Consider the following 18520-nt stretch of genomic DNA (forward strand, 5'->3'; position numbering starts at 1 on the left):
GAGCAAAAGGCTGGGAGTAAGCGGAATGTCAGGTGGATCGGCGGGTCAGGTTTTCCGGCCTGCGCCGATCCTCTGCGGGAGCGCCGCGGTTTCAGCCCTTTTCAGGCTGGAAGCGCGTCACGAAGCCATTGAGCTTCTGCTGGCGGTTGATCACGTCTTTGAGCTTGTCTGCCTCGGCACGCTCGATCAAGGGCCCGACATACACCCGGTTCATGCCACCGGCCGAACGGATGTAGGCGTTGTAGCCCTGGCTGCGCAGGGTCTTCTGCAGGTTCTCGGCGCCGGCCCGGCTGGACAGGCTGGCCAGCTGGATCGACCAGCTTACCGGCAGGCCATTGGCATCGATCTTCGACGGTGCAGGTGCAGGTGCAGGCGCGGGGGCAGTGGCCACTGGCGCGGCCGGCTTGGCAGCGGGTGCTGGCGCTTGCACTGCCGCCTGCGGTTTGGGCTGGGCTTGCACCTGGGTCTGCGGCGACGGCGTGATCGGCTGGCTTGGCGCCTTCACCGGCGCCGTCGACTCGCTGACCACCACTGGCGGTTGCTCGGGCTGTTCAGGCTGTTCAGGCAGCGGCTGCGGCTCCGGCACCGTCACCGGCTCAACCTTGACCTCCGGCAGGGTCGGCATGGCCGGCGCCTGCGGGGCGTCGACATGTACCTGGCGCATCTCGTCCTGGCGGGTGAACAGCATTGGCAGGAAAATCACCGCCAGCGCCACCAGCACCAACGCACCCACCATGCGCTGCTTCATCCCTTTGTCCAGCACTGCCATCTAGTCACCCCTCCAGGGCCTGCCGCTCCAGCCATTCCAGGGCCTCGGCGACACAGAAAAACGAACCGAACAGCAGAATCTGATCATCCGCCGTCGCCTGCGCGCATTGCCCTTCAAGGGCTGCGTCGACGCTGGGGTAAGACTTCACCGCGGCGCCGTGGTTCGTCAAGGCAGCGGCCAATTCGCCAGCCGGACGGCTGCGCGGGGTATGCAGCGGCGCCACCGCCCACTCATCGACCAGGCCGTGCAACGGCGCGATGACGCCGTGCAGGTCCTTGTCGGCGAGCAGGCCGAACACTGCCAGGCGCCGCCCCTTCAATGGACGCGCAGCCAGGCGGCGGGCCAGATATTCGGCGGCGTGCGGGTTGTGCCCGACATCCAGCAACAGCTCCACGCGCCTACCCTGCCAGGTCAACTGGCGACGGTCGAGACGGCCGGTGATGCGGGTGTCGAGCAAGGCCTGACGGATCTGCCCGGCCTCCCACGGCAGCCCCATCAGCAGGTAGGCCTGCAGGGCCAGGGTCGCGTTTTCCATGGGCAGGTCGAGCAGCGGCAGGCCATGCAACGCTACCGGCTTGCCATCTGCAGTGACGCCGCGCCAGTCCCAGCCACCGTCGCTGCTTGCCAGATCGAAATCACGGCCGCGCAGGAACAGCGGCGCCGCCAGTTCGGCGGCCTTGTCCAGCAACGGCTGCGGCGGGTCGAGGTCACCGCACAGCGCCGGCCTGCCCTGGCGGAAGATGCCAGCCTTCTCGAAGGCCACCTGCTCGCGGGTATCGCCAAGGTATTCGACATGGTCGACGCCAATGCTGGTGACCAGCGCCAGGTCGGCATCCACCACGTTCACGGTGTCCAGGCGGCCACCGAGCCCCACTTCGAGCACCACGGCATCCAGCTGCGACTGGTAGAACAACCAGAACGCCGCCAGCGTGCCCATCTCGAAGTAGGTCAGGGAAATCTCGCCCCGCGCCGCCTCGACGGCGGCGAAGGCCTCGCACAGGCGCTCATCGCTGGCTTGCTGGCCATCGATCAGCACCCGTTCGTTGTAGCGCAACAGGTGGGGCGAACTGTACACCCCCACCTTCAGCCCCTGGGCCCGCAGCAGCGAGGCCACGAAGGCGCAGGTCGAGCCCTTGCCGTTGGTGCCGGTCACGGTGACTACCCGTGGCGCCAGTTTGCCCAGCGCCAGCCGGGCAAGCACCTTCTGCGACCGCTCCAGGCCCATGTCGATGGCCGAGGGGTGCAATTGCTCGAGGTAGGCGAGCCACTCGCCCAGGGATCGTTGTTTCATCACGCGACCGCAGCGACCTCACGGGCCTGTTCCGGGGTCTGCTGGCCGGTCATTTGTGCCAGCAGGCGAGCCAGACGCGGGCGTAGTTCGCCACGGGAGATGATCAGGTCGATGGCGCCATGCTCCAGCAGGAACTCGCTGCGCTGGAAGCCTTCCGGGAGTTTTTCGCGCACGGTCTGCTCGATCACGCGTGGGCCGGCGAAGCCGATCAGGGCCTTCGGCTCACCGACGATGACGTCGCCAAGCATTGCCAGACTGGCGGAAACGCCGCCGTAGACGGGGTCGGTCAGCACCGAGATGAACGGGATGCCTTCTTCGCGCAGGCGTGCCAGCACGGCCGACGTCTTGGCCATCTGCATCAGCGAGATCAGCGCTTCCTGCATGCGCGCACCGCCGGAGGCGGAGAAGCAGACCATCGGGCAGCGGTTTTCCAGGGCGTAGTTGGCGGCACGCACGAAACGCTCACCGACGATGGCACCCATGGAGCCCCCCATGAACGAGAACTCGAAGGCGCTGACCACGATCGGCATGCCCATCAGGGTGCCGCTCATGGAGATCAGGGCGTCTTTTTCGCCGGTCTGCTTTTGCGCACCGGCCAGGCGGTCCTTGTACTTCTTGCCGTCACGGAACTTCAGGCGGTCGACCGGCTCCAGCTCGGCACCGAGTTCGGCGCGGCCTTCCGGGTCGAGGAAGATGTCGATGCGGGCACGTGCGCCGATGCGCATGTGGTGGTTGCACTTGGGGCAGACATCCAGGGTCTTTTCCAGCTCCGGACGATACAGCACGGCCTCGCAGGCCGGGCACTTGTGCCACAGGCCTTCCGGCACCGAGCTCTTCTTCACCTCGGAACGCATGATCGAAGGGATCAGTTTGTCGACTAACCAGTTGCTCATGCTTTATTTCTCCAGTATTGGCGGACGGGGACCGGACTGGCCGGCCATGCCCTGCCCTTGAGCTCAAATTCTTCTATGAAACGATGACGACCCGGCCACAGGGGCTGCCTGCGCACCGCGCCGTCTTCAATCTGTCGTTTGGCCACGCGGCTTGCCGCTGGCCGCCCCGCAGGGCTGCGAAACCTATGGACGATGGCGCGCCGCCAGCCGTCACATCTGCCGTCACGCCTGTTTCACCGCACGCATGAAGGCTTCGATCTTCGCTGCATCCTTGATGCCCTTGGCCTGCTCCACACCGCCACTGACATCCACCGCATACGGCCGCACCTGGGCGATTGCCTGGCCGACGTTGTCGGCCGACAGCCCGCCCGCGAGGATGATCGGCTTGCTCAGCCGCGCCGGGACCAGCGACCAGTCGAAGGCCTCGCCGGTACCGCCCGGTACACCGGCCACGTAAGTGTCGAGGAGAATGCCGCGGGCGCCGGCATAGTGCTGGCAGGCGGCCTCCAGGTCATCGCCCGGGCGCACCCGCAGCGCCTTGATCCAGGGGCGATGATAGCCCTCGCAATCAGCCGGGGTCTCATCGCCGTGGAACTGTAGCAGGTCCAGGGGCACCACCTCGAGGATCTCGTTCAGCTCACAACGCGAGGCGTTGACGAACAGCCCGACCGTGGTCACGAACGGCGGCAGCTCGGCAATGATCGACCGTGCCTGGCGCACGTCCACGGCACGCGGGCTCCTGGCATAGAAGACGAAGCCGATGGCATCGGCGCCCGCTTCGGCGGCGGCCAGCGCGTCTTCGATGCGGGTAATCCCGCAAATCTTGCTGCGAACGTTGCTCATGGACAGCAAACCTTGAGTGAGTGGTGAAAGGCCCGATGGTAGCAAATGACTGCTGACGCGTCAGTCGGCCAGCGCCTCGTAACCGGTCAAAAAGTGTGGGCCGATGTAACGCTGAGGCAGCTGGAATTCTGCCGGGTACTCCACTTGCACCAGGTACAGGCCATAAGGGTGCGCGGTCACCCCGCCTTCACGGCGGTTGCGCCCCTCCAGCACTTCACGGGCCCACTCGACCGGACGCTCACCTGTACCGATGGTCATCAGCACGCCGGCGATGTTGCGCACCATGTGGTGCAGGAAAGCGGTGGCACGCACGTCCAGCACGATCATCTGGCCATGGCGGGTCACACGCAGGTGGTGGATGTGCTTGATCGGCGACTTGGCCTGGCACTGGCTGGCGCGGAAGGCGCTGAAATCATGGGTACCGAGCAGGTACTGGGCGGCCTGGGCCATGCGCTCGACGTCGAGCGGGCGGTGGTTCCAGGTCACTTCCTCGGCCAGGTGCGCGGGACGGATCGGGTCGTTGTAGATCACATAGCGGTAGCGCCGGGCGCAAGCCTTGAAGCGCGCATGGAAGTCCGCCGGCATCGGCCGCGACCAGACCACGCTGATGTCGTGGGGCAGGTTGAAATTGGTGCCCAGGGTCCAGGCACGCTCGTCACGTACGGCGCGGGTATCGAAATGCACGACCTGCCCGCAGCCGTGCACGCCGGCATCGGTGCGCCCGGCGCAGATGACGTTGATCGGCTCATCGGCCACCTTCGACAGCGCCTGCTCCAGGGCCTGCTGGACGCTGGGTACGCCGCTGGCCTGGCGCTGCCAGCCGCGATAGCGCGAGCCTTTGTATTCCACACCCAGGGCAATGCGGGTGAAGCCTTCGGCGGCCGATTCGGAGGCGGCAGTGTCGATGATGTCCAAGAGCGTGAAACCTGTGGGTGATACGGAATGGCGGGATTATAACGACAATGGCAGCCGTGCAGGGCTGCCATTGATTTTGCATGAGTTTCCAGGGCCTGTTCGCGGCTTCAGCCGCGAACAGGCCCTGGAAGGCGCACTCAGACCAGGCGCGAGAGCATCTCTTCGGCTTCCTGACGCTGGCCGTCATCACCGTCCTTGACCACCTCGTCGAGGATGTCACGAGCCCCTTGATGGTCGCCCATGTCGATGTAGGCACGCGCGAGGTCAAGCTTGGTCGCGACTTCGTCGGCACCGGAGAAGAAGTCGAAGTCCAGGTCATCCAGCGGCTCGGGTTCGGCTGCGGCGTCCTCGGCGGTGAAGTGTGGCTCCAGGGATGGCGACTCCAGGCTCTGCGACAGCTTGTCCAGCTCGGCGTTGACGTCGTTCAGCTCCGAGGCAAAACTCTTGGCCGCCGGCGAGTCGTCCTCCAGTGACAACGACAGATCGAAGTCTTCCGGCAGTTCCAGCTCGGAAATCGGCTCGAATTCCGGGAGCGTGTCGAAGGCTGCCAGTTCGGCGGCGACATCCACCGGTTCTTCTTCCGCCGCAGCCGGGGCAGCCGCCTCGCCACTGTCGAGATCGAAATCGGACAGGTCGAAATCGGCCAGGTCGTCGACGCTCTGCGGCTCGGCCTGGGCTTGGGCCAGCAAGGCTTCGAAATCGGCATCGGCATCGGTTTCCGGCGCCACGGCAGCCGGTTCAGCGGGCCCCTGCGCTTCAGCCAGTGACGCCTCATCCAGCGTCGGCGGCTCAAGCTGATCATCCAACGGCAGATCATCCCCGAGGCTCAGGTCGAAGGCGCTGTCCAGGTCGTTATCATCGAGCACCGAGGTCTCGGTGAAAGCCTCGGCGGCTGCTTCCAGATCAGGCTCAGTTGCCGGCTCCGGCTCGACCACCGCCTGCGACTCAGGTTGCGCTGCAGCTGGCGCTTGCGGCTGTTCCTGCAGCAACTCCTGGACATACTGCTCGTCCATTTCCGCGGCCAGTGCCGCAGCCCCCACGCCAGCGGCGGCAGCGACCCCCAGCATGGCCGGGTAGCGCTCCTTGAGGCTGTTGACCTGCGCCGTGTTCGATTCGCTGCCAGGCAGCTTGCGCTCCTGCTCGACGAAAGCGCTGTGGTCGCCCTGACGAGCGTAAACGTCCATCAGCTTGAGGCGCAGGGTGTCATTCTCCGGCTGCGCCGCCACTGCTGCCTCCAGCAGGTCGGCCGCGTGGTTCAGGCGACCACGCGAAAGGCTCAGATCCACCTCAGCCAGCAATTCGGCATTCGGGTCCTGTACCGGCTCGGGCTCGGCAACCGCAGCCGCAGGTGCGGGGGCGGCCGGTTTTTCCGCAGCCACGGCAGCGGCAGCAGAAGCCGCCACCACGGCAGGCGACAGGGTGACGCTCGGCGCGGACACTTCCAGCCCATCGAAGCTGCTCGGTGGCAGGTCGAGGTCCGGGCTGCGCTCGCCTTCCTCGGCCAGCGCGCGGGCCATGCGCAGGTGTTTTTCCGCCTCTTGCTGCGCCTTGCGCTTGCGCGCCAGCAGCAACAGCAGGAGCAACAGCACGAGGAACGCGGAGCCGGCGATCAGGCCCAGCACCACAGGATTGGCCAGCATCTCGTCGATGGCACCTGGCTGCGCAGGCGCAACCTCGTCGGCGGGAGCTGCAGCCGGGGCCGTATCGACTGCTGCCGGCGCTGGCGCGACCACCGGTTCGGCCGGGGCCAAACCTGCCGCCGGTGGCTGCGCAGGGGCCGGCTCACCCGGCAAGGCGCCCGCAGGCGGTGCTTCAGCGGCCGCCCCCTGGGCTTCGAGGCGCGCCAACTGGTCATTCTTCAGCTGAATCAGCTTCTGCAGCTTGTCCATCTGGCTCTGCAGGTCACTCACCCGGCTCTTCAATTCTTCGTTGTCACGACGGCTGGTATCCAGGCTTTCCTGGGCCACCGCCAGCTTGTCGCTGATGGCCTTGGCACTGTTGCCGCCAGCCTGCGTGCCGGGGCTGACCAGGCGCAGGTTGTCGCCCTGGGCGATACGCTCGGGCGCGGCATCGGCGGCACCGCGGCGGGTGGCATCCAGCTGCCGTGCACGCGGCCCCAGGCGCCGGCCTTCACGCCAGGCGGCATACTGCTCGGCCACTTCACGATTGGCTTCGCCCTGAGGAATGCTCTGGACCTGCTGCTGATCGGGCAGGCGCAGGACCTGGCCCACCTTCAGCTGGTTGATGTTATTGCCGATAAAGGCATCCGGGTTGAGTGCCTGGATGGCGATCATGGTCTGCTGCACCGAGCCACCGCCCTGGGTATTGCGGGCAGCGATCTGCCACAGGGTGTCGCGGCGTTTGGTGGTGTAGCTGCCTGCGCTGCTGGTGGCCGGATTGACATTGCCGGCTGCAGGCTGCTGGCCCTGGGCCTTGGCCTGGTCGAGCAACACGCTGTAGTCACGCAGCAGGCGGCCCTGCGGCCACATTACCTGGACCAGGAACTTGACCACCGGGCCAGGCAACGGCTGGCTGGAAGTGACCCGCAGCACGCTCTTGCCGTTGGGGTTGATCACCGGGGTGAAGGTCAGGTCTTCGAGGTAGCCTGGAAGCTCCACACCGGCCTTGCTGAACTCTTCCGGTGGCGCCAGGCTCGGCGCCACTTCGGCTGCGGTGAGGTCGCGCACATCGAGCAGTTCGATCTCGGCGTCCAGGGGCTGGTTCTGTGCCGACTTCAATGTCAGTTCACCCAACCCCAGGGCATTCGCCATGCCAGACGTCAGCGCCGAAGCTGCCGCCATGGCCAGAACCAGTTTGCGAATTCGAAGCATGACCTCTTCCCTTGTATGAATCGTCCCAAAAACCTGCGTGCGGCGTGGGACAAAAGTGCTCGCCAGTATCTTTTACACCATGTGTTTAATCAACAATTGCGCCACCTGTACGGCGTTCAAAGCAGCGCCCTTGCGCGCATTGTCGGTGGTCAACCAAAGGTTGAGCTGCTGTTTTTCGTCAATTCCATGGCGTACACGACCAACATAGACCACGTCTTGGCCGACTGCGTCACCGACCGGGGTCGGATAATCGTCGTTTGCCACCAGCTCGATGCTTTCGGCCTGTTCCAGTGCCTGGTTGACCTGGCCCAGATCGACCGGGCGACGGCTCTGTACCGCTACACTGAAGCTATCGCCGAAAAACACCGGGACTTGAATGCAGCTCACGGAAATCTTCAGTTCCGGCAGGCCCAGCAGCACGCGAAGTTCACCCACCAGGCGCCGCTCTACGGCAGTATGCCCCTGCTCGTCGACGCCCCCGACCTGGGCCAGCACGTTGAAGGCCATCTGGCGATCGAAGAAGCGTGGCTCCAGTGGGCGGGCATTGAGCAGCTCGGCGGTTTGCCGGGCCAGTTCACTGACCGCTTCACGGCCTTGCGCGGACACCGCCAGGGCCGCCATGACCTGCACCCGCTCGATATCCAGTTGGCCCTTGAGCGGTGCCAGGGCAACCGCCAAGGCCACGGCGGCGCAGCTGGGGCTGGTGATGCGCGCAGGCAGGCTGAGGTTGGCGACACTGTCACCATTGGCCTCCGGTACCACGGCGAGGGCATTGTCCAGGCCGCCGGAAAGGTCGATGACCGTGCAGCCGGCCTGCTCGGCCTTGCTGGCAAAACTGCGGCTGACGGCCGGACTGGTGGCGAAGAAGGCCAGCTTGACCTGGGCGAAGTCGAAACTGTCGACCTCACGCACCTTGAGCTTCCTGCCGGCGAACATCATGCTGCTGCCCGCCGATTCCATGCTGGCCAGCAGGTGCAGGGTGCCAACCGGGAAGGCCAGTTCTTCGAGGATCTGCACGAGGGTTTCACCGACGCTGCCGGTGGCGCCGACGACGGCGATGTCCAGGGGAGTGGTCATGGTAGGGATCCTTTTGCTGAAACGGCGGGGGCGGCACTTTACTTGGATTGTAGTGATTTGTCTGTGCTGGCCTGGGTGGAGATTGCATTGAGGCCACCAGGTGCTCGCCATGAGATTTTTTAGCGCCCTTCAGATCGAGCGCCGCGCCGGCGGCGCTCGATCTCACAGGCGCTGAAAATCCCCCGGCGGACCGGCATAAAAAAACCCGCGCTGTCACCAGCGCGGGTTTTCGGTGCAGCCCAAGCGATCAACGCTCCAGCAGGATCCGCAGCATGCGGCGCAGCGGTTCGGCGGCGCCCCACAGCAGCTGGTCACCCACGGTGAACGCACCCAGGTACTGCGACCCCATGTTCAGCTTGCGCAGGCGGCCAACCGGGATGTTCAGGGTACCGGTCACCTTGGTCGGGGTCAGCTCTTGCATGCTGATCTCGCGCTGGTTCGGCACCAGTTTCACCCACGGGTTGTGCTGGCTGATCATGCCTTCGATGTCGGCCAGAGGCACATCCTTGTTCAGCTTGATGGTCAGCGCCTGGCTGTGGCAACGCATGGCGCCGATGCGCACGCAGATGCCATCGACCGGGATCGGGCTCTTGAAGCGGCCGAGGATCTTGTTGGTTTCGGCCTGGGCCTTCCACTCTTCGCGGCTCTGGCCGTTCGGCAGCTCCTTGTCGATCCACGGGATCAGGCTACCGGCCAGCGGCACGCCGAAGTTCTCGGTCGGGAACCCATCGCCACGCATGGTTTCGGCCACCTTGCGGTCGATGTCGAGGATGGCGCTGGCCGGATTGGCCAGGTCATCGGCAACGGCTGCATGGGTAGCCCCCATCTGCTTGATCAGCTCGCGCATGTTCTGAGCGCCGGCACCGGAAGCCGCCTGGTAGGTCATGGCGCTCATCCACTCGACCAGGCCGGCTTCGAACAGGCCGCCCAGGCCCATCAGCATCAGGCTGACCGTGCAGTTGCCGCCGATGTAGTTCTTGGTACCGGCATCGAGCTGCTGGTCGATGACCTTGCGGTTGACCGGGTCCAGCACGATCACCGCATCGTCCTGCATGCGCAGCGACGAAGCGGCATCGATCCAGTAACCCTGCCAGCCGGCTTCACGCAGCTTGGGGAACACCTCGTTGGTATAGTCGCCGCCCTGACAGGTCAGGATCACGTCGAGGGTCTTGAGTTCTTCAATCGAATAAGCGTCCTTGAGCGGAGCAATATCCTTGCCCACGTTCGGGCCCTGGCCACCTACGTTGGAGGTGGTGAAGAACACCGGCTCGATAAGGTCGAAATCCTGCTCCTCCAGCATCCGCTGCATGAGCACGGAACCGACCATACCGCGCCAACCGATCAGACCTACACGTTTCATCGCAACTACACCTTTGCTAAAAGTGGGCCGCCACCTCGAGTTTTTGGTGGCGGGCCAGAGAGATTACAGATTCCGCAGCGCTGCGACTACTGCGTCGCCCATTTCCTGCGTGCCTACTTTGTTGCAGCCGGCCGACCAGATGTCACCGGTGCGCAGGCCCTGGTCCAGCACGACGCTGACCGCCTTCTCGATCGCCTCGGCAGCCGCCTGCTGGTTGAAGCTGTAACGCAGCATCATCGACACCGACAGGATGGTCGCCAGCGGGTTGGCGATGCCCTGCCCGGCGATGTCCGGGGCCGACCCGTGACAAGGCTCGTACATGCCCTTGTTTTCGGCGTCCAGGGAGGCCGAAGGCAGCATGCCGATGGAACCGGTCAGCATGGAAGCCTCATCCGACAGAATGTCACCGAACATGTTGTCGGTCACTACCACGTCGAACTGTTTCGGTGCGCGAACCAGCTGCATGGCAGCGTTATCGACGTACATGTGGCTCAGTTCGACGTCCGGGTAGTCCTTGGCCACGTCTTCGACCACTTCACGCCACAGCTGGCTGGAGGCCAGGACGTTGGCCTTGTCCACCGAGCACAGCTTCTTGCCACGCACGCGGGCCATGTCGAAGCCGACCCGGGCGATACGGCGCACTTCGCTTTCGCTGTAGGGCAGTGTGTCGTAGGCCTGGCGCTCGCCACCTTGCAGTTCGCGCTGACCACGCGGGGCACCGAAGTAGATGCCGCCGGTCAGCTCACGGACGATGAGGATATCCAGGCCCGAGACGATTTCCGGCTTCAGCGAAGATGCATCGGCCAGTTGCGGGTAGAGAATGGCCGGGCGCAGGTTGGCGAACAGGCCCAGTTGCGAACGGATTTTCAGCAAGCCGCGTTCCGGGCGGATGTCGCGCTCGATCTTGTCCCATTTCGGGCCGCCCACGGCGCCCAGCAGCACGGCGTCGGCCTTGCGGGCACGCTCCAGGGTCTCGTCAGCCAGCGGTACGCCGTGCTTGTCGATGGCGGCGCCGCCGATCACGTCGTGCTCGAGGCTGAAGCCGAGCTGGAACTTGTCGTTGGCCAACTCCAGCACCTTGACCGCCTCGGCCATGATTTCCGGACCAATGCCATCACCTGGGAGAATCAGAATCTGCTTGCTCATGCTTTCCTCTATCCATTCACGCGGTGCGGCCATTCGGGCCTCACCGAAAAGTTCTTATCGCTCGGCCCACAACACCAGCACATCGGTGCTGAACGAGCCATCGGCCTCGATCTGGTAATACTGCCGTACTTCTGCGCCCATGGCTTGCTGCAATTGGAGAATGGCAACGCGCATCGGCTCGGGGGTGCGCATGCGCTCGACCCAGCTGCTGAATTCCAGGCGCAGTGGCTGGCGCGTGTGGCTGCGCACGTGCAGGCCGGCTTCGCTGACCTGGCGTTGCCATTCGGCGGCCGAGTAGTCGCGCACGTGACTGGTGTCGCGCAGCACTTCCACGGCCTGCAGGTAGGTGTCGAGCAACGGGCTGCCCGGCGACATCACGTCGATGAACGCTGCCACGCCGCCCGGCTTGAGCACCCGGCGCACTTCGCGCAGGGCCACGCCCAGGTCGCTCCAGTGATGCGCCGAGTAGCGGCTGAAGACGAAGTCGAACGAAGCGTCGGCGAACGGCAAGCGTTCGGCCGCACCGCATTCGGTGGTGATATTGCCCAGGCCGCGCTCGCTGGCGGCGCTGGCAACCACGTCGAGCATCGATTGCGAGAGATCGTAGGCGACCACTTCAGCGACCAGGGGCGCGACGTGGAAACTGACATGACCGGCACCGCAGCCCAGGTCCAGCACGCGGGCATCGCCCTGCCCTGCCAGCGCGGCCTGCAACAGGGCGAACTCGCTGCCCTGGGCATGCACGGCGCTGCTGAGGTAGGCGCTGGCCTGTTCGCCGAACTGGCGTTGGACCACATCGGTATGGGTGGTGCTGGTCATGGGTATCGATCCTTGGGTGGTGTGTTGCCTTCACCGGCCTTTCGCGGATGAATCCGCTCCTACAAGGATCGCGCACGGTCTGTAGGAGCGGATTTATCCGCGATGAGGCCAGCCGCTCAATCAGGCATCCCGGAACAACCAGGGCTGCGCGGCACGGTGCTTCTGTTCAAAAGCCTTGATCGCGTCGCTGTCCTGCAAGGTCAGGCCGATGTCGTCCAGGCCATTGAGCAGGCAGTGCTTGCGGAACGCGTCGATTTCGAAGTGCAGCACCTTGCCATCCGGGCGGGTCACCGCCTGCGCCTGCAGGTCGATGGTCAACTGGTAGCCCGGGTTGGCTTCGACCTGCTTGAACAGCTCGTCGACTTCCTCGTCGCTGAGGATGATCGGCAGCAGGCCGTTCTTGAAGCTGTTGTTGAAGAAGATGTCGGCGAAGCTCGGCGCGATCACGCTGCGGAAGCCGTATTCGTCCAGTGCCCAGGGCGCGTGCTCACGGCTCGAACCGCAACCGAAGTTCTCCCGTGCCAGCAGTACGCTGGCCCCCTGGTAACGCGCGTGGTTGAGCACGAATTCCTGGTTCAGCGGGCGCTTGCTGTTGTCCTGGTACGGCTGACCGACATCCAGGTAACGCCATTCGTCGAACAGGTTGGGGCCGAAACCGGTGCGCTTGATCGACTTGAGGAACTGCTTGGGGATGATCTGGTCGGTGTCGACGTTGGCACGATCCAACGGCGCGACGAGACCGGTGTGCTGGGTAAAGGCTTTCATGCTGCGCTCCCTTGGATCAACTCGCGGACATCGATGAAGTGGCCAGTCACCGCGGCGGCGGCGGCCATGGCCGGGCTGACCAGGTGGGTACGGCCACCGGCGCCCTGACGGCCTTCGAAGTTGCGGTTGGACGTGGACGCACAGTGCTCGCCGCTTTCCAGGCGATCCGGGTTCATTGCCAGGCACATCGAGCAGCCGGGCTCACGCCATTCGAAGCCGGCTTCGAGGAAGATCTTGTCCAGGCCTTCACGTTCGGCCTGGGCCTTGACCAGACCCGAACCTGGCACGACCAGCGCCTGCTTGACCGTCGCGGCAACCTTGCGGCCCTTGGCGATCTCGGCGGCGGCGCGCAGGTCTTCGATGCGCGAGTTGGTGCACGAACCGATGAATACGCGGTCGAGCTTGATGTCGGTAATCGCCTGGTTGGCGGCAAGGCCCATGTACTTGAGGGCGCGCTCGATCGAACCACGCTTGATCAGGTCTGGCTCGGCAGCCGGGTCCGGGACGCGCTGGTCGACAGCCAAGACCATTTCCGGTGAAGTGCCCCAGCTGACTTGCGGCTTGATCTGCGCAGCGTCGAGTTCGACCACGGTGTCGAACACGGCATCGTCGTCGGAAACCAGGTCCTTCCATGCCTCGACGGCACGCTTCCAGTCCTCGCCCTTGGGCGCATACGGGCGGCCTTCGACGTAGGCGATGGTGGTGGCGTCGGTCGCTACCAGGCCCACACGGGCACCGGCTTCGATGGACATGTTGCAGATGGTCATGCGGCCTTCCATGGACAATTCACGGATGGCGCTGCCAGCGAACTCCATGGCGTGGCCATTACCACCGGCCGTGCCGATCTTGCCGATCACGGCAAGGACGATGTCCTTGGCGGTGACACCGGCTGGCAACTGGCCTTCAACCCGTACCAGCATGTTCTTCATCTTCTTGGCGACCAGGCACTGGGTGGCGAGCACATGCTCGACCTCGGAGGTACCGATGCCATGGGCCAAGGCGCCGAAAGCGCCGTGGGTGGAGGTGTGCGAGTCACCGCAGACCACGGTCATGCCCGGCAAGGTGGCGCCCTGCTCCGGGCTGATGACGTGGACGATGCCCTGGCGTTCGTCGTTCATCTTGAATTCGACGATGCCATATTCGTCACAGTTCTCATCGAGGGTCTGCACCTGCAGGCGCGACACCTGGTCGGCGATGGCTTCGATGCCGCCCTTGCGCTCCGGCGTGGTCGGCACGTTGTGGTCCGGGGTGGCGATGTTGGCATCGATGCGCCACGGCTTGCGATTGGCCAGGCGCAGGCCTTCGAAGGCCTGGGGCGACGTCACTTCGTGAATGATATGGCGGTCGATGTAGATCAAGGACGAGCCGTCATCACGGCGCTTGACCTCATGGGCTTCCCAGAGTTTGTCGTAGAGCGTTTTGCCAGCCATCAGACTGTTCCTCATCAGCGTCTTTCTATGCCAAAGACCCCTTGGCTTGTACGGACGATGCTATGGGGTTAGATTGAATAACTCAAATTCATAATTTTTATGCTTTGGATAACCAAAAGGAATCCGAAATCGTGGACCTGGCCAACCTCAGCGCATTCATTGCCATTGCCGAGACCGGCAGCTTCTCGGGCGCCGGCGAGCGCCTGTTCCTGACCCAGCCAGCGATCAGCAAACGTATCGCTGGCCTGGAACAGCAACTGGACGTGCGCCTGTTCGACCGCCTGGGCCGCGAAGTGACCTTGACCGAGGCCGGCCGCGCATTGCTGCCGCGTGCCTACCAGATCCTCAACGTCCTCGATGATACCCGACGGGCGCTGACCAATTTGACGGGGGAAGTGAGCGGTCGACTCACCCTGGCCACCAGCCACCACATCGGTTTGCACCGCCTGCCCCCGCTTTTACGGGCTTTTACCCGGCAGTACCCGGCTGTGGCGTTGGATATTCAGTTCATGGATTCGGAACAGGCCTACGATGAAATCCTCCATGGCCGCGCTGAAATTGCCGTCATCACCCTCGCCCCCGAGCCTCACCACCTGGTCAAGGCCGCACCGGTGTGGGACGACGCCCTGGACTTCGTGGCGGCGCCCGAGCATCCACTGGCCAGCAACCAGGCGGTGAACCTGGCCGATGTCGCCCGGCACCCGGCGGTCTTCCCCGGCGGCAATACCTTCACCCACCATATCGTCCAGCGCCTGTTCGAAAGCCAGGGCCTGACACCGAACATCGCCATGAGCACCAACTACCTGGAAACCATCAAGATGATGGTGTCGATCGGCCTGGCGTGGAGCGTGCTGCCCCGGACTATGCTGGATGATCAGGTTGCACCCATCGCCTTGCCCGGCATACAGCTGTCGCGCCAGCTAGGCTACATTTTGCACACGGAGCGAACGCTATCGAACGCTGCCAGGGCCTTCATGGCCCTGCTCGACAGCCACGCAGGGTCCGCCTGACCGGTCGTCAGCTCGGCATTTCCAACTTCATGGACGCGTCACACGCCAAAGGTCTGGTACCAATGCCCAAATCAGCAAAACGTTTTCCGCGCCTGCCGCGCATCCCAGCGGCCGACCCGCAGGAATCGGAACAGGCCTGGCAGAACGCCCCGCAGCTGCTGGCCGCCCTCAACGGCGCACGTCTGGGCGCCTGGCTGTGGGATATCGACACCGGCAGGATCAGCTGGTCACGGGGCACCCAGGCGCTGTTCGGCTTCGACCCGCAACGCCCGCTGCCCAACGACATCGATTACCTCGACCTGCTGCCGGAAGAAGACCGTGCGCGTACCCGGCAACTGTTCCACGCGGTGGTCAATGGCGAGCCGGTGGAACAAGCCATGCGCCATCGCATCCGGTGGCCGGATGGCACCCTGCACTGGCTGGAGATCAACGGCAGCCTGACCCATGATCCTCACGGCCGGCGCCAGATGATCGGGGTGATCCGCGAGATCACCCGCCAGCGCGAACGGGAAACCGCGTTGATCAACTCGGAAAAGCGCTTCGCCACGCTGTTCCACCTGAGCCCCAACGCCATTTTGCTGAGCCGCCGCCAGGACGGCATGATCATCGAAGTCAACCAGCACTTCGAAGACATGTTCGGCTGGCCCGGCGGCCAGGTGATCGGCAAGACCAGTCTCGAGCTGGGCTTGTGGGTGAATCCCGAACAACGTCACCAGGTCATCGAGGCCACCCGCGGCAACCATGGGCCGGCGATCATGGAAGTGCAGTTCCGCGCCAGCACCGGCAAGCTCCACGACGGCATCCTGTGCACCCAGAGCATCGAGATGGAGGGCGTGACCTACCTGATCAGCACCTTTGTCGACACCACCGAGCGCAAACGCGCCGAGCAGGCCCTCAAGGACAGCCAGGAACGCCTGGACCTGGCGCTGGACTCGGCGCAACTGGGTACCTGGGACTGGCACATCCCCAGCGGCATGCTCTACGGCTCGGCCCGCGCTGCGCAATTGCACGGGCTGGACCCGGTGCCGTTCCACGAGTCGTTCGATTCGTTCTTCGAAGGCGTGCCGGAACACGAACGCTCCAGCATGCGCCAGGCCTACCGCAGCCTGCGCGAAGGCCCGGCGGGCAACTACCAGATCACCTACCGCGTGCAGCTGGAAAACGGCACTTCGCGCTATATCGAAAGCCGTGCTCGCCTGTACCGCGATGAGCAGGGCAACCCGTTGCGCATGGCCGGTACCTTGCTGGATATCACCGAGCAGGTAGAGCGCGAACAGCGCCTGAGCGCCTCGGAAGAAAAATTCGCCAGCCTGTTCCAGGTCAGCCCCGACCCGATCTGCGTGACCCGCCAGGACACCGGCCAGTTCATCGAGATCAACCCGGCCTTCACCCAGACCTTCGGCTGGAGCGCCGAACAGGTGATCGGCCGCACCGCCGAAGAGATCGGCCTGTGGGCCGAGTCGATCGAACGCGCCCAGCGCATCGAGCGGGTGATCCGCGAACAGGCACTGAGCAATGTGGCGGTGGTGGTCAACCACCGCAATGGCGCGCCACTGACCTGCGTCATTGCCAGCCGCCTGATCAGCGTCGATGACCAGCCGTGCAGCGTCACCACGCTGCGCGACATCACCCAGCAGCAACGCGCCGAAGCGGCGCTCAAAGCCAGCGAAGAGAAGTTCGCCAAGGCCTTCCACTCCAGCCCGGACGCCATCACCATCACCGAACGCCGCAGCGGCCGCTACCTGGAGGTCAACGACGGCTTCTGCCGGCTGACGGGCTACAGCGCTGACGAAGTGATCGGCCGCAGCGTCTACGAAATCGGCATCTGGGCCGACGACAAGCAGCGCAGCGCACTGCTCAGCGAGCTCAAGGAGCGTGGCCGGGTGCACCACCGGGAGATGCTCGGGCGCAACAAGCGCGGCGATATCCTCACCGTCGAGGTGTCGGTGGAGCCGATCAGCCTCAACGAGGCGGACTGCCTGCTGCTGACTGCCCGCGATGTCAGCCAGCTGAAGAACGCCCAGGCGCAGATCCGCCACCTCGCCTACCACGACCCGCTGACCAACCTGCCCAACCGCGCCTTGCTGATGGACCGCCTGAGCCAGCAGATCGCCCTGCTGCGCCGCCACAACCTGCGCGGCGCGCTGCTGTTCCTCGACCTCGACCACTTCAAGCACATCAACGACTCGCTCGGGCACCCGGTGGGCGACACCGTGCTGAAGATCATTACCGCCCGCCTGGAAGCCAGTGTGCGCCTGGAAGACACCGTGGCGCGCCTGGGCGGCGATGAGTTCGTGGTGCTGCTCAGCGGCCTGGAAGGCAGCCGCGAGGCCGTGGAAGGCAAGGTCCGCGAACTGGCCGACACCCTGCGCGAACTGCTGGCCGAACCGATGTCGCTGGATGGCCAGCGCCTGCAGGTGACGCCGAGTATCGGCGTGGCATTGATCCCCGACCACGGCACCACGCCGGCCGACTTGCTCAAGCGCGCCGATATCGCCCTGTACCGGGCCAAGGACTCCGGGCGCAATACCACCGAACTGTTCCATACCACCATGCAGAAGGCCGCCAGCGAGCGCCTGCGCATGGAGAGCGACCTGCGCCTGGCCCTTGCGCGGGGCGAACTGGCCTTGCATTTCCAGCCCCAGGTCGATGCCCGCGACAATCGCATCGTCGGTGCCGAAGTGTTGCTGCGCTGGCATCATCCGCAACTGGGCCAGCAACCGCCGGCGCAGTTCATCCAGGTGCTGGAAGAAAGCGGCCTGATACTGGAAGTTGGCAGCTGGATTCTCGACGAAGCCTGCGATGCCTGCGCGCACATGCTCGAAGACGGCCTGATCGACGCCAATGATTTCAGCCTGTGCGTGAATATCAGCCCGCGGCAGTTCCGCCAGAACGATTTCGTCGAGCGGGTACTGCGCAGCCTGGATGACTACCGCCTGCCACGGCAGATGCTGAAGCTGGAGATCACCGAGGGCATCGTCATCCAGAACCTGGAAGACACCATCAGCAAGATGCGTGAACTCAAGCGCTATGGCGTGAGCTTTGCCATGGACGACTTCGGCACCGGCTATTCCTCGCTCACCTACCTCAAGCGCCTGCCGGTGGATGCCTTGAAAATCGACCAGACGTTTGTCCGCGACGCTCCCGATGACCCCAACGATGCCGAGATTGTCCGTGCCATCGTGGCCATGGCCCGCAGCCTGGACCTGGCGGTGATTGCCGAAGGGGTCGAACTGACCGAACAACTGGCGTTTCTCGAACGCCTGGGCTGCTACCTGTACCAGGGCTACCTGCACAGCCGGCCATTGCCGCTGCCGGAGTTCAGGCAGATGTTGCTGGAAGCACCGGCAGATTACTGAAACGAAAAAAGG

At 64.5% G+C, this 18520-nt stretch carries 14 protein-coding genes; 2 read left to right on the forward strand and 12 right to left on the reverse strand.

The annotated features are described in order from the left end of the window. Positions 1 to 91 precede the first annotated feature (91 nt). From L6D64_RS13330 to leuC, 12 genes are all read right to left on the reverse strand, one after another. The gene (locus tag L6D64_RS13330) at positions 92 to 769 is read right to left on the reverse strand and encodes an SPOR domain-containing protein (RefSeq protein ID WP_176510185.1); all 678 of its coding nucleotides are present in this window, start codon (positions 767 to 769) and stop codon (positions 92 to 94) included. Positions 770 to 773: 4 nt separating this feature from the next. Further along, positions 774 to 2060: a bifunctional tetrahydrofolate synthase/dihydrofolate synthase gene (gene folC, locus L6D64_RS13335; protein ID WP_176510186.1), complete on the reverse strand. Its 1287-nt coding sequence runs from the start codon at positions 2058 to 2060 to the stop codon at positions 774 to 776. Beyond that, positions 2060 to 2953 (reverse strand): acetyl-CoA carboxylase, carboxyltransferase subunit beta, encoded by an 894-nt coding sequence (gene accD / locus L6D64_RS13340; protein ID WP_054885750.1) that lies wholly within the window; start codon positions 2951 to 2953, stop codon positions 2060 to 2062. The genes folC and accD overlap by 1 nt, the downstream gene beginning before the upstream one ends. 222 nt (positions 2954 to 3175) lie before the next feature. Further along, on the reverse strand, positions 3176 to 3796 hold the full coding sequence (locus tag L6D64_RS13345) for a phosphoribosylanthranilate isomerase (RefSeq protein WP_176510187.1): 621 nt from the start codon (positions 3794 to 3796) through the stop codon (positions 3176 to 3178). Between the two features lie 60 nt (positions 3797 to 3856). Then, entirely contained in the window at positions 3857 to 4711 is an 855-nt protein-coding gene (truA, locus tag L6D64_RS13350; protein ID WP_176510188.1) for a tRNA pseudouridine(38-40) synthase TruA, read from the reverse strand. A 137-nt stretch (positions 4712 to 4848) separates the two neighbouring features. Continuing rightward, positions 4849 to 7542 (reverse strand): motility hub landmark protein FimV, encoded by a 2694-nt coding sequence (locus L6D64_RS13355; protein ID WP_176510189.1) that lies wholly within the window; start codon positions 7540 to 7542, stop codon positions 4849 to 4851. Positions 7543 to 7614: 72 nt separating this feature from the next. Beyond that, positions 7615 to 8619, reverse strand: coding sequence for an aspartate-semialdehyde dehydrogenase (locus L6D64_RS13360; protein ID WP_176510190.1), 1005 nt, complete (start codon positions 8617 to 8619; stop codon positions 7615 to 7617). 247 nt (positions 8620 to 8866) lie between these two features. Next, positions 8867 to 9979, reverse strand: coding sequence for an aspartate-semialdehyde dehydrogenase (asd, locus tag L6D64_RS13365; RefSeq protein WP_176510191.1), 1113 nt, complete (start codon positions 9977 to 9979; stop codon positions 8867 to 8869). 63 nt (positions 9980 to 10042) lie between these two features. Then, positions 10043 to 11125, reverse strand: coding sequence for a 3-isopropylmalate dehydrogenase (leuB, locus tag L6D64_RS13370; RefSeq protein WP_176510192.1), 1083 nt, complete (start codon positions 11123 to 11125; stop codon positions 10043 to 10045). A gap of 54 nt (positions 11126 to 11179) precedes the next feature. Further along, the gene (locus L6D64_RS13375) at positions 11180 to 11944 is read right to left on the reverse strand and encodes a class I SAM-dependent methyltransferase (RefSeq protein WP_176510193.1); all 765 of its coding nucleotides are present in this window, start codon (positions 11942 to 11944) and stop codon (positions 11180 to 11182) included. 120 nt (positions 11945 to 12064) lie between these two features. Then, positions 12065 to 12709, reverse strand: coding sequence for a 3-isopropylmalate dehydratase small subunit (gene leuD / locus L6D64_RS13380; RefSeq protein ID WP_176510194.1), 645 nt, complete (start codon positions 12707 to 12709; stop codon positions 12065 to 12067). Beyond that, positions 12706 to 14139, reverse strand: a complete 1434-nt coding sequence (gene leuC / locus L6D64_RS13385; RefSeq protein ID WP_176510195.1) for a 3-isopropylmalate dehydratase large subunit — start codon at positions 14137 to 14139, stop codon at positions 12706 to 12708. Before leuC ends, leuD begins: the two co-directional genes overlap by 4 nt. Positions 14140 to 14270: 131 nt before the next feature. Between leuC and L6D64_RS13390 the strand changes: the two genes are divergently transcribed. Beyond that, on the forward strand, positions 14271 to 15149 hold the full coding sequence (locus L6D64_RS13390; RefSeq protein WP_176510196.1) for a LysR family transcriptional regulator: 879 nt from the start codon (positions 14271 to 14273) through the stop codon (positions 15147 to 15149). A 62-nt stretch (positions 15150 to 15211) separates the two neighbouring features. Continuing rightward, the gene (locus tag L6D64_RS13395; protein WP_176510197.1) at positions 15212 to 18508 is read left to right on the forward strand and encodes a PAS domain S-box protein; all 3297 of its coding nucleotides are present in this window, start codon (positions 15212 to 15214) and stop codon (positions 18506 to 18508) included. Positions 18509 to 18520 lie beyond the last annotated feature (12 nt).

The organism is Pseudomonas urethralis (assembly GCF_021602465.1).
In the GTDB taxonomy this organism is placed as follows: domain Bacteria; phylum Pseudomonadota; class Gammaproteobacteria; order Pseudomonadales; family Pseudomonadaceae; genus Aquipseudomonas; species Aquipseudomonas vlassakiae.